The organism is Acidovorax sp. 56, from assembly GCF_002749705.1.
Taxonomy (GTDB): domain Bacteria; phylum Pseudomonadota; class Gammaproteobacteria; order Burkholderiales; family Burkholderiaceae_C; genus Acidovorax.
In genome coordinates this window covers 2,727,354-2,739,873 of record NZ_PEEV01000001.1, presented here as the reverse complement: position 1 = coordinate 2,739,873, position 12,520 = coordinate 2,727,354, and the positions used below count along the sequence as shown (strand labels likewise).

Annotated in this window: 7 protein-coding genes; 3 read left to right on the top strand and 4 right to left on the bottom strand. The window is 68.1% G+C overall.

What is annotated here, in order from left to right:
• Positions 1–5 precede the first annotated feature (5 nt).
• The 3 genes from CLU88_RS12125 to CLU88_RS12110 all read right to left on the bottom strand — a co-directional run bounded on the left by CLU88_RS12125 (position 6) and on the right by CLU88_RS12110 (position 7,902).
• Complete coding sequence (locus tag CLU88_RS12125) at positions 6–2,264, bottom strand: protein-disulfide reductase DsbD (protein ID WP_099656818.1); 2,259 nt, start codon at positions 2,262–2,264, stop codon at positions 6–8.
• Positions 2,265–2,763: 499 nt separating this feature from the next.
• Complete coding sequence (locus tag CLU88_RS12115) at positions 2,764–6,762, bottom strand: DUF748 domain-containing protein (RefSeq protein WP_099656817.1); 3,999 nt, start codon at positions 6,760–6,762, stop codon at positions 2,764–2,766.
• 387 nt (positions 6,763–7,149) lie between these two features.
• Entirely contained in the window at positions 7,150–7,902 is a 753-nt protein-coding gene (locus tag CLU88_RS12110) for an alanyl-tRNA editing protein (RefSeq protein ID WP_099656816.1), read from the bottom strand.
• A 75-nt stretch (positions 7,903–7,977) separates the two neighbouring features.
• Between CLU88_RS12110 and CLU88_RS12105 the strand changes: the two genes are divergently transcribed.
• Complete coding sequence (locus CLU88_RS12105) at positions 7,978–8,817, top strand: creatininase family protein (RefSeq protein ID WP_099658824.1); 840 nt, start codon at positions 7,978–7,980, stop codon at positions 8,815–8,817.
• Between the two features lie 156 nt (positions 8,818–8,973).
• Here CLU88_RS12105 and CLU88_RS12100 read toward each other — a convergent pair whose 3' ends face one another.
• Positions 8,974–9,438: a DUF1203 domain-containing protein gene (locus CLU88_RS12100; RefSeq protein ID WP_099656815.1), complete on the bottom strand. Its 465-nt coding sequence runs from the start codon at positions 9,436–9,438 to the stop codon at positions 8,974–8,976.
• A gap of 388 nt (positions 9,439–9,826) precedes the next feature.
• Between CLU88_RS12100 and CLU88_RS12095 the strand changes: the two genes are divergently transcribed.
• Together CLU88_RS12095 and CLU88_RS12090 are read left to right on the top strand one after the other, a co-directional pair.
• Complete coding sequence (locus CLU88_RS12095) at positions 9,827–10,213, top strand: DUF2946 family protein (protein ID WP_099656814.1); 387 nt, start codon at positions 9,827–9,829, stop codon at positions 10,211–10,213.
• Between the two features lie 208 nt (positions 10,214–10,421).
• On the top strand, positions 10,422–12,518 hold the full coding sequence (locus CLU88_RS12090; RefSeq protein WP_099656813.1) for a TonB-dependent receptor: 2,097 nt from the start codon (positions 10,422–10,424) through the stop codon (positions 12,516–12,518).
• Positions 12,519–12,520 lie beyond the last annotated feature (2 nt).

Sequence of the window (12,520 nt, the reverse complement as noted above, 5' to 3'; positions counted from 1 at the left end):
ACAGTTCAAAGCCTCGCCAAGGCCTCACGCAGTTCGCGCTCGCTCAGCACCTCGGAGAAAACCACCGGCTGCTTGCCAGGCGCATGCAACACATACACCGGCACCCCATTGCGCCCCAGCTGTGCCAGGGCGGTGGTGATGCGCGGGTCGCGGCGCGTCCAGTCGGCGCGCAGCAGGGCCACGTTCTTGGCTTGCAGGTCGGCCAGCACCTCAGCGTTGGCCAGGGTGGTTTTCTTGTTGTACTGGCAGGTCACGCACCAGGCGGCGGTGAAGTCCACGAACACGGGGCGGCCGTTGGCCACCAGTTGCTCGGCGGCGCCGGGGCCCCAGGGCTGCCAGCTTTGCGCGGTGATGGCCGTGGTGGCGGTGCTGCTGGCGGGTGCTTCCGCAACGTCTGCCATGCGCGTGACGTGGGGGCCAAAGGCCCACAGCAGCAGGGCCATGGCCACGGTGGCCACGCTGCCCAGCCAGCGCCGTGCGCGGCCTTGCAGGGCCAGTGACCAGGCCAGCAGGCCCAGGCCCACCAGCAAGATCAGCAGGGCGGCTGCGCCGTCGATGCCGCTTTGTTGCCCCAGCACCCACACCAGCCACACCACGGTGGCGAACATGGGGAAGGCCATGAAGCGGCGGAAGGTGTCCATCCATGCGCCGGGGCGGGGCAGGGCGCGGGCCACGGCGGGCCACAGGCTGGCGGCCAGATAAGGCAGCGCCAGGCCCAGCCCCAGGGCCGCAAACACCGCCAGCGCCTGCACGGCAGGCAGCGTGGCCGTGAGGCCCATGGACGCGCCCATGAACGGCGCCGTACAAGGCGATGCCACGGCCACGGCGAGCACGCCGGTGAGGAAACTGTCGGCCACCGGGTGGCGCGCCTGCAGGCTGGTGACGGAAGACGGCAGCATGTTCCCAAACTCAAACACCCCCGCCAGGTTCAGCCCGATGAGGGTGAACAGCCCGGCCAGCGCGGCCACCACGGCGGGCGACTGCAGCTGAAAGCCCCAGCCCACGGCCTCGCCCGCAGCCCGCAGGCCCAGCATGAGGGCGCCCAGCGCCAGGAAGGACAGCACCACGCCAGCGGTGTAGGCCAGGCCGCTCGCGCGGTGGGCGCGCCGGTCTTGCGCGTGGCGGGTGAAGCCCACCACCTTGATCGCCAGCACCGGAAACACGCAGGGCATGAGGTTGAGGATGAGCCCGCCCAGCAAGGCGCCTAGCAGTGCGGCGGTGAGCGTGAGGCTGGAGGCCCCCGAAGGCGCCAAGGGGCCGCCACTGCCGCCATTGCCACCACTGCCCGATGCGATCGCCGCATTCGCTTGCAGGGCGGCCTCTAGCGCGGGCGACACCGCGGCCTTGGTGGCTGCCGCAGGCCAGGTGCCCAGCACCTGCAGCTCGGCCCGGTAGCCGGGGCGGGGTGTGGCGCCTTGCACGCGCTCGGCCAGCACCACGGGCAGCAGGGTGGGGCTGCCGCTGCGCTGCTCGGCCAGGGGGATGCGTGCGGTCCAGACCGCGCCGTCCCACTTCTGGGTGCCGGGGGCGGCGTTGTGCAGCACTTCAGGCGTCTCGGGGTACAGGTCCAGCGTTTTGCCGTGCAGCGCGGCGGGCAGGCCTTGCACCCGCACCTGCAGGCTGTCGCCGTCCACACGGGCCTGGCGGGCGTCGCTGGCCGTGGTGCTGGGCAGTGCCTGGGGTTGCGCCTTGAGGGCGGCGTCAAAGGCGGCGCCGTTCAGCGCGGTGGTGCTACGGATGGGGAGCTGCAGGGTGAACTGGCCCTCTTCGGGAATGCACTCTTTGCGGCACACCAGCCACGAGGCTTTGAGCTGCACGGTGATGTCTTTGGCCAGCGGACCGGGGGCAAAGGTGCTGGGCACCGTGACGGGCACGGGCAGCAGCACGGTGCCTTCGTAGCCGTAGTTGGCCAGGGTGCCGATGGCAATCTTGTGGGGCACGGGCCAGGCGATGTCGCCCGCATCCAGCCCGGCGGGCAGCTGCCAGGTCAGCTCGGTGGGCAGGCCAGAGTCGCCGGGGTTCTTCCAGTAGGTGTGCCAGTCGGGCTGGTGGGTGATTTGCAGGCCCAGCCACAGCGGCTGGCCGGGGGTGACGCCCTGCGGCGCGTGGGCGATCAGCTCGGCCTGCACATGCGGTGTGGTGACGGTGCTGCTGCCTGGGTTGGCAGGTTTGGGGCCAAATTGGGCGCTAGCGCTTATCCCTAAAGCGCTGGCAGCTATAAAAAAGAGAGTGGCTGCGAGGCGGTGGGACAGGCGTGAAGGCATGGTGCAGTGTGGGAGCGGGCGGGGCGGGTTTGGTTCCGGCCCCGCCATGGTTTCGATTCTCAACGCGTCATTGTGCTTTGAGCCGGTGCACCCTGTGAAACTGGCGCGGCGCCAGTACCAGTGCCCCCGCGCAAGGGCCTACGCCGGCCGCACCGCCCCGCCGCGCCGGGGGCGTCCCCCTCCCGCGCAGCGAGAGAGGGGGAAGGCGCCGCAGGCGACTCAGGGGGGGAGAACCTGTTCAAAGTCTTTTTGGAGTTGCACAAGTGGCTGGCCGGGATGGAATGCAAGGCGCAGCGTGCGGCCAATAGCCCGTGCTATTAGCAAGCGGTGCAACGCCGCAGACCGCCCGGCCAGCCACTTGCCCGAAGGGTTGGAGTGAAATCGGGCGATTGAATGCCCCGGCTGCTTGCATGGGCGCCAGCCCATGCTGCGCATCCGAGGCATCCACTCATCCCGATTGCACTCCAATGCAATCTCCAAAAAGACTTTGCACAGGTTCTTACTGCGTCGCCAGGCTCAGTTCCGCATGCGGTGCGCCCTTGGGCACCTGGCTGCCGGTTTTGGGGGCGGCCAGGAAGAGTCGCTCGGCAGGCAGCTTTTGCGCGGCCAGATAGCTCTGGATGGCGTGGCCGCGCTGGGCGGCCAGCTCGGCCGCCATGGCTTCGGTGGCGGGCTGGTTGGCCATCAGCAGGGCTTCCATCTCGGGCACGGACAGGTCTTTGGCCAGGCCCACCAGGTTGCGGGGCTTGGGGATGCTGGCGCGGCCATAGGCGGCCTTGAGCAGGGCGGGGTACTCGTCGGCGGTGACGGGCTCGGTGCTGTCTGGCTGGGCGCGGCGCTTTTCTGCGCGCACCAACTGCTGCAGGCGTTCGCGTTGCAGGCCCTCGCGCTCTTCGGCCAAGTTGGCGGTGCCTGTCACGGTGAGCTTGAGGGTGGGGCGGTCGGCCAGGGCCTTGGCCACCTTGCCCAGGTTTTGCTGCGCCTCGGGGCTGAGGGTGGCGCTGCCGGGGGCAAAGGCCACGCTGCTCATCTCCTCACCGCCGCCAAAGGCGCTGGCCAGCAGGCTGAAGGGCGAGGTCAGGGCCTTGCCGATCAGGTTGAGGATGACCTTGCCGATCACCGGCCCCAGGCGGAACTGCGGGTCGTTCAGCGAGCCGCTGATGGGCAGGTCCAGGTCGATCACGCCGCGCCGGTCGGCCAGCAGCGCCACGGCCAGGCGCACGGGCAGGCTGTTGGGCGCGCCCGCCACGGGCTCGCCAAAGGTCAGCTGGTTCAGCACGATGCGGTTGTTGGCCGTCAACTGCCCGTTGGGCAGCACCTTGTAGGCCACGTCCACGCTGAGCTTGCCGCGTTCAATGCCGTGGCCTGCGTACTTCACCGCATACGGCGACAGCGGGGGCAGGTCCAGGTCGCGCACCTTGCCTGCAATGTCCAGCGCCAGCGGCTGGGCCAGGGGGTTGAGCTTGCCCGTGACCTCCAGCGAGGCCGAGCCCTCGGCGCGGCCCAGCAGCTCCAGCGTGGCCAGTTGGGGCTCGCCGCCCGGTGCCTCGGACGAGAAGGCGCTCAGCTTGCCGGTCAGCTCGCTCAGGTCGGCCGAGTAGTTGGGTTTGATGAAGAAGTCAGAAAACAGCACCTTGCCGTTGACCAGGCTCACCGGGCCGAACTGCACCACGGGCGCCAGCGGGTCGCGCGCTGCCGTCTGCACGGGCTGCGGGGCCGATGCCGCAGACGCCGCAGGCGCGGGTGCCGAAGCTGCTGTGGCGGATGCCGTGGTTGCAGGTGCCGTTGCGGTGGCCTCGGCATCGCCCTTCACGATGTCGCGCAGGTTGATGCGCCCGGCCTCGTTGATGGTGATGCGCGCGAAAAAGTCCTGCAAGCTGGTCTCGCTCACCTGCACCTTGGGGGCGGTGCCGGGGGCCGTGGCCACGCTCAGGCCACGCAGGTTCAGGCTCTTCCAGGCCAGCAGTTCCTCGCCCACCTGGGCTTCGGTCAGTGGGGTGGATGCGCCCGTGCTGTTGGCCTTGAGTTCTTCAATGGCCGCATCGCCCGCCAGCTTCAGGCTAGGGCCTTTGTCAGACTGCGCAAACGCCACCTGCCCCCGAAAGCCCACATCAGCGCGCAGCAGCTCAATGGCCAACTGCTGGGCCAGGTAGCCGTCCAGCCCGTGCACGGGTACGCGGGTGGCGTCCAGCTTGCCCTGGGTGGCCAGGGGCTGCAGGGCCAGCGTGCCCTGGTAGTCGATCTTGCCGGCCGTGCTCTTGGCGTTGCCCTTGCCCGCCGCTGCGCGGGCGCTCAGCGTGAAGGCGCCGGGCTTGCCGCTGTCGGTGGCCAGGTTCTTGGCGCTCACGTCCAGGGCCGATACCTCCAGGGCCACGGGGCGGGGCTGGGCGTTGTCGGCAAAGGCCACGGTGCCGCCTTGCAGGGCCAGTTCGCCCACGCGCACCACCCAGGGGGTTTCGGTGGGCGTTTTTGCTGCCGTGGTCTCGCTCGCTGCGGTGGGTGTCTGTGCCTGGGCCTTGGCCCAGCGCTCAAACATCCAGCGCCCGTCGCTGCCGCGCTCCACGGCCAGTTGGGGGGTGTTCAGGCTCAGCGATTCCAGCGTCACGGTGCGCTCGTCCAGCGGCAGTTGCAGGCCCTTGACCTCCAGCTTGGCCAGGCTGACGAGGGGCTTGTTGCCCTGGCGCAGGGCCAGTTGCTCCAGCGCCAGCGGGCCCGCAGTCACGGTGAGGCCGGTGGCAGCTTTGCTGCCGGTCGGGGCCTGCCATTGCAACCCCAGGGTGCCGGTGAGCTGGCCTGCCAAGCTGGGCTCCAGGTACTGCGCCACGTAGGGCGCCGCCAGTTGCAGCGCCAGCGCTTCGGTGGTGATTTGCAGCTGCGCTTTTTGCTCGGTGGCCTCGCCTTCAAACGCCAGCTTGCCTTCAGGGGCCGCTGGTGTGTCTGTCTTCGCTGCCACCGCTTTGGCCGCACCTGCCTTGGCTTTGCCCGTCTGTCGGGCGGGGGGCACGGTGGCGTTGGTCGCGCTGGCCGCACTGCCTGCATTGGCATTGGGCAACACCATGGCGCCTTTGAAGGCCACGGGCTTTTCCAGCGGCAAGGCCAGCCCGGTCAACTCCAGCGCCAGTTGCTGCGCCTGCAGCGCGGCGGCGGGACGGGTGGTTTGGTCATCCCAGTGCACGGTACCTTGGTGCACTGTGGCGCGGGCCACGGTCACCTTCCAGGGGGCGGGCGGTTGTGTGGCTGGCGGGGTGGCTTGCTTGGGGGGGGTGCTGGATTTGGCCGTGCGGCTGGTGCTGCTGGATGCGCTGGTGGGGGCCGATGCGGCTGCGCTGGCGGGCTCGCTGCCCTCGGCACCGGCTGCGGCGGAGGCCGCTGGTTCAGGCGCTGCAGCCGTCGCGGTGGCTGCGCTGGGTGCCCCTGCGGCCGGGCTGTTGCCCAGTTGCGCCAGGTTCAGCAGCCCGGCGGCATCGCGGCGGGCGTGCAGCACGGGGGCGGCCAGCTCCACCTGGGCCAGGTCCACCACTTGGTCCAGTGGGCGCACATCGGCCATGTCCACGGTCAGGCGCTCATAGGCCAGCAGGTCCTGGCCTTCGCGGTCGGTCAGGTGCACATCGCGGGTCTGCACCTTGCCCGATAGCTTCACTGCCATGCGCGGCGCCTGCTCAAAGGCCAGCTTCACGTCCACGTCCAGCGTGGCGGCCTTCAGCCGAATGGGCAGGCTGGCGGGGAGGTAGCCCAAGTAGGGGGCCAGGTTCAGGCCCTCCCAGCGGATCTGGGCGTCGGCATGCCCCGTTTGGGCGAACGGTGTGCTCTGGGCCGACGAGTCAAAGCGGCTGCCCTCCAGCGTAAAGGCCAGCCGGGGCTCCACGCGCACTTCCTTTTTATCGGCCAGCGTGCTGATGAAGGGCACAGAGAGCAGCAGGTCCTGCACCGAATGCGTCTTGCCCACGGCGTTGTCGGTAAAGTCCACGCGCCCGCCCTGCAGCAGCAGGTTGTACAGCGCCAGCCGCGCGGGCTCGGTCGAGGGGGGTTGTGCCGGTTCGTCCTTGGGTGCCGTCAGCTTGGCAATCACATCGTCCACGTCGTAGCGGCCCTGGCCCAGGTGGGTGATGCGCAGCACGGGGTTTTCCACCGTGAAGGCATCCACCACCGGCGCCAGGCGCAGCAGCGACTGCAGCTCGGCATCGACATACACGCGCCCAATGGTCAGCTGCGCTGGGCCTGCCTCGCTACCTTTGGCACCTGCCACGGCAATGTCGCGCAGCGTCAGCTCCAGTGACCAGGGTTTGAAGTCGAGCGACCCCACCGTGACGGTGCGGCCCAGTTGCTCGCTGGCCAGGCGCTCCAGCGGCCCTTTGACCAGGGCGGGGACCGACAACCACGACAGGGCCCACACCCCCAGCAGTGCGGCCAGCGCCCGTGTGGCGGGCTTGAACCAGCGGCGTTGCCGCAGGGCGATGAGTTGGGGGTGGCCGAGCAGGGCGCGCAAAGGGGCTGGCATGGAGGGTCAGAAAATGAAGTGGGCTGGGGCCCTGCGCACCGTGGTGTGCTGCGGGCCCGTGGCTGGTTTCAACGCGGGCAGAGTTGCAAAGGTAACAGCGCCCGGCATGCTGCAGAAGTATCTTTTTGTAGTGCGTTGCGGTGTCATGGCGCAAAGCCCAGCACCACCCTGCGGGTGGTGGCGGATATTGTGTGGCTTCTGGTGCGCCCCCACTGGCGCTGCGCGCCAATGGGTGCACCCCGAAGAAAAGCGCCATTCGCTGCGCTCATGGGGCAAAGCCCAACACCACCCTGCGGGTGGTGGCGGATATTGCGTGGCTTCTGGTGTGCCCCCACTGGCGCTGCGCGCCAATGAGTGCACCCCGAAGAAAAGCGCTATTCGCTGCGCTCATGGGGCAAAGCCCAACACCACCCTGCGGGTGGTGGCGCTTTTCTTCTCAATCTTTGTGACCACCACGGTGCCGATTTCCGAGGTGTTGGCCACGTGCGTGCCGCCGCAGGGCTGCAGGTCGATCAATGGCGCGTCGCCATCGCCGCCAATGCGGATGGTGCGGATGCGCCCCGTGCCCCGGGGCGGTTGCACGCTCATGCTTTTGACCAAAGTGGGGTTGGCGTCCAGCTCCTCGTCGCTGATCGACGCCACCGTGAGCGGGTGGGCCGCAGCCACCAGCGCGGCGATGGCGGCGGTGAGTTGCTCCTTGTCCAGCGGGTCGGTCATGGCGAAATCCAGCCGGGCATAGTCGGGCGTGATGGAGCAGCCATTGACCAACTGCGGCACCACGTGGCACAGCAGGTGCGAGGTGGTGTGCAGCCGCATCATGCGGTGGCGGCGCTCCCAGTCGATGCGCGCGGTGACGGCGGTGCCGGGTGCCAGCGTGGCCAGCAGGGCTTCTTGCCCCGGTGTGGGCACATGCACGATGTCGCTGGTGGGGTTGCCCTCGGCGTCCTTGCCCTTGCGCGTGTCGGCAATCGCCAGCTCGGCGCCATCGGCCAGCACCAGCACCCCACTGTCGCCCGCCTGGCCGCCGCCCAAGGGGTAGAACACGGTGCGGTCCAGCACGATGCCCGCTTCGGTCACGGCGGTGAGTTGGGCGCTGCATTCGCGCAGGTAAGCGTCTTGGCGAAAAAGGTCTTGGGTCATGGGGCGATGTTAGCGGGCGCTGGCCAACTGCTCGTTCCTGCTGTGGCTGCCTGCCGCACCGCTACCATGCGGGGCATGACTTCTGTTGCCGCCACATCCCCCTTGCCCTCCCGCTTCTGGGCCGACCTCTCCACCCGCGACTTTGCTGCGCTGCAAAGTACTGGCCAGGCCGAACAGGTGGTGGCCGTGCTGCCCGTGGCTGCCGTTGAGCAGCACGGCCCGCACCTGCCGTTGTCGGTCGATGCCACGCTGCTGCAAGGCGTGATCGACGCCGCCCTGCCGCACCTGGGGGCCGATGTGCCTGCGCTGTTTTTGCCTCCGCAAAACATTGGCCTGAGCACCGAGCATGCCAATTTCGCAGGAACGCTCACCCTCTCGCCCGCCACGGTGATCGCCTTGTGGACCGAGCTGGGGGCCTGCGTGGCGCGGGCAGGGGTCAAGAAGCTACTGATCTTCAACAGCCACGGTGGCAATGTGGCGGTGATGGACATCGTGGCGCGCGAGCTGCGCCAGCGCCACGGCCTGCTGGTGTACAGCGCCAGCTGGTTCAGCCTGCCCCAGCCGCCCGAGGTGCAAGGCCTGTTCAGCGCGGCCGAGCACCGCTTTGGCATCCATGCGGGTGACATTGAGACGTCAATGATGTTGCACCTGGCGCGCGGCACCGTTCGCATGGAACATGCGCAGAGCTTCCGCTCCACCTCGCAGGATCGGTCCGAGCGCCACGCCATTTTGGGCAACGGCAAAAGCGCCAAGATGGGTTGGGCCATCGAGGACTATCACGAGAGCGGCGCTGTGGGGCAGGCCGATGCGGCTACGGCCGACAAAGGCCGTGCGGTGGTTGAGGCTGCGGGCGAGGCCTTGGCGGCCCTGCTGGCCGAACTGGTGGCGTTGCCGCTGGAGACGGTGCGGCGGTAGGTTTTTGGCTTTTTGGGCTGTTTTGCCCGTCCAATAAGCGCTAGAAGCTATTGAATTGATAGCGTTTGCGGGCCGCCCTGGCGCAACCAGGGGGCGCGAGATGGGCTGCGGCGCGGACCAGCGCCACGCGCAACTGCCAGCGTGGCTGCGCCAATTTCATCCCCGGTCCACGCGGCATTGGAAGCAATTGAACTTGGAGCGTATGTGCACATACGCGACCTCGGGGTCGGCCAGAATCTGGCGGCACCTGTCGGTGAGTTCCTTGCCCGCAACGATGGCCCCCGTTTCGTACCGTATCCAGTGGTTGTGCCCGTAGCCGCGAATCACAGCCGGGTCCAGGTAGACAAACCAGTCGGGCAGCCGGTCTGCTTGGTAGTGCTCGCAATCGTGCGCATGCAAAAAGATCGGCCCCGTTTCTGCATAAGGCTGCAAGTCGGCAAAGGGGCGGTAAGAGAGAACGCGCATGGCGTCGCCGGGCGCGATCAGCTGCAGGCAGTGGCGGCACGGGTTGGCCTGGCCTTGGGCCACGGTTTGCAATGGCGTTTGCCCATTCGCGTCGTCGCCGCCCGCTTGCAGTCGCCGCGCCACCTCGCTCGGAATCCCCTGTACGGACAGTTTCATGGCTTCACCTCTTCGGTCGTGGTTGGGTCAGCCGCCATTGCACTGCGGCGGCGGGTTCCACGCGCGCTGCTTTCGGACATGCCTTTCCCGGCCCCACCCGGTGGTGGTGCGACAGAACAAGAGTGCACTGGGGATACTGGGGATACTGGGGGCACTGGCGGGGTTGCGCCTTGGCATGCCCATGCCGAATCCGTCTTTTCGCGTGCCTCGGCTTCGACAGGCTCCATCCAAACGGCGGCGGCCCGGGTTGGTCTGATTGCTATGAAGTTGATAGCTTGCAGCGCTTGATCCCAAAGCGCTAGCGCCCAAATTCCTTTGAATTGATCTCCATCACCCCTGCACTTTGTAGCCCCACCGCAACCCCCAGCCACCCGCCATAATCTGCGGCATGCACCGCCTGCGCACCACCCCCTTCCTCGCCCGCCTGGTGCTGGCGTGGTTTTTGGGCGTGGTCGGGCTGGCGGGTGCGGCGCCGCTCATCCACCCGCAGTCGCTGGAGCTGGTGTGCGGAGCCTCCGGCGCCGTCAAGCTGGTGGTGGTGAGCGCGGCGGGCGACGATGCATCAACGCCCCGCCAGCAAGCGCTGGGCCCGCACGGGCTCGATTGCACTCTGTGCCTGCAGCTGCAAGCGCCCCCGCCCAGCCTGCCGCCCGTGGCGGTGCCCCGTGTGGCGGCGCAGCCTGTGCCCGTGCCCTGGCAGGCTCGGGTGTTCACGGCCTCATGGCGCGGCGCGCCGCTGCCTGCGCGGGGGCCGCCGGGGTTCACAACGGTCTGACTTTGGGGTGCATGCGGCAGGCGCTTGGTTCGCCTGCGGTGCGCCGTTCTTGACCCGATTCTTTTTGCGCTGATCCCGAGACCGATCGCCCATGGGGCCCGGCTTTGTTGCGCGCCTGTAGCGATCCTGGTGGGGCCGCAGGCGTGGGCGGAGTGGGCCGCGTGCAGGTGTGCCGTGCCGGGGGCGCGTAGTGAACCCTTTGCCAACCATGTCTTCCTATCCTTCTACGGGCGTGCGCTTTGCGTGCCCTGCACGGCCTGCACGCTCCCTCATCGCTGTCGCCGTGGGTGCCGCCATCGCCTCGCTCGCTGCATCTGCCTGGGCCCAGACCGCTGTCTCCGAATCTGCCAACGACGCCGCCCTCACCCTGGGCACTATCACCGTGCAGTCGACTCCCTCGGGCGCGCTCAATGTGCGCAATGTGTTCAGCTCGGTCGATATCCTGGGCGCCAGCGTGCTGCAAGACCAGTATGTGGACTACAGCTGGGAGCTGCTCGCCCGCGCCCCCGGCGTGCAGGTCACGCAGTTCAAACAGGGCACGGACGCCGGGCGCTTTTCCATGCGCGGCTTCAACGGCGAAGGCCGGGTCAACGCCGTCAAGCTGCTGATCGACGGCATCCCCAGCAACGACAACGCGGGCGGCATGCCGTTTTTGGACGCGGTGTTTCCGCTGGACATCGAGGCCATCGAGATCGTGCGCGGCACCAACGACCCGCGCTACGGCCTGAACAACATCGCAGGCAATGCCAACGTCATCACCCGCCAGGGCGGCAACGACGGCCAGGCCAGCGTGACGCTGGGCAGCTACGGCACGCGCGAGCTGCAGCTGGCCAAGGGCTTTGAAAGCGGCAACTGGAGCCAGAACTACTTTGTGGCCACCCGCGAATCCGATGGCTACCGCGACCATGCCGAGGCCGATAAAAAGGCGCTGGCGGGCAAGTGGTTCTACACCAGCGACGGCGGACAGTGGCGCGCGGGCGTCGTCGCCCGTTACTACAAAAACAAGGCGCTTGAATCCGGCTACCTCACCGCCGAGCAGGCCGCCCGCGCCCCGCGCAGCTCGCCCGCCTACGCCGCGTGGGACCGCAGCGAACGCGAGACCACGCAACTGAGTGCGCACCTGGACGGGCAACTGCCCAAGGACCTGGCCTGGACCGCCAAGGCCTACACCCAGCACTACGAGAACCAGCGCTTTGTGCGCTTTTCACAAGCGGGTGTGCAGCAAGAGCGCGATGGCGATGAAACCCACAAAGGCCTGATCACCACGCTGACCTGGCGGCCCAAGGTGGCGTGGGCGCATGCCTTCACGCTTGAAGGCGGCTTCGACGCCCAGTGGCAGGACAACGCTGCCCAGCGCTACCGCACCGTGCAGCAGGCGCGCACCTCGCAGATCCGCGACTGGGACTTTGACCTGAACACCCGGGGCGCCTACGTGCAGGCCGTGGTGCAGCCGGTGCAGGCACTCAAGATCATTCCCGCGCTGCGCGTGGACCGCGTGAACGGCAGTTTTACCGACGGGCTCACCCACACCACATCGCCCGTGCACGACTACGGCACCATCACCCAGCCCAAGATCAGCGTGGCCTACGCCGTGCGGCCCGACACCAGCGTCTACGCCAACTGGGGCCGCACCTTCCAGATCGGCACGGGCATCGACAGCTACCGCACCGCATCGCAAAGCCGCAACCTGGACCCATCGCTCAACGATGGCTGGGAGGCGGGCGTGAAGTGGCAACCTGCTGCAGGCATCGAAACCCGCGTGGCCTATTGGGAGCAACGCGCCAGCGGTGAAGTGGCCCGCGTGCTGGGCGTGAACGGCCTGCCCGACCCCGGCGGCCAGGGCAATGTGGGCCGCACCCTGCGCAAGGGCGTGGACCTGCAGCTCAACGCACGCCTGAACGCGCAGTGGAGCGGCTGGGTGGGCTACTCGTCGCAAATCGCACGCATCGTTGAGCCCGACCCCAGCGCCCCCGCCACGCGCGGCAAAGAGATTGAAAACGTGCCGCACTACCTGGCCACGCTGGGCGTGGACTATCAGGCCAGCACGCAGCTCAAGCTCAGCGGCTGGGCCAATGCGCAAGGCAACTACTACCTGGAGCGCACCAACACCCTGGGCCGCACCGGGGGCTACGCGCTGCTCAACCTGGGTGCCACCTGGCGCCTGTCGCCCACGCTGGAGGTGGGCGTGCAGCTCAAGAACGTGACCAACCGCAAGTACGTCTATGCGTGGTACGACAGCGGCTCGTCCGGCTACTCGCCCGGCGATGGCCGCAGCGCCTACGCCAGCCTGAACTGGAAGTTCTGACC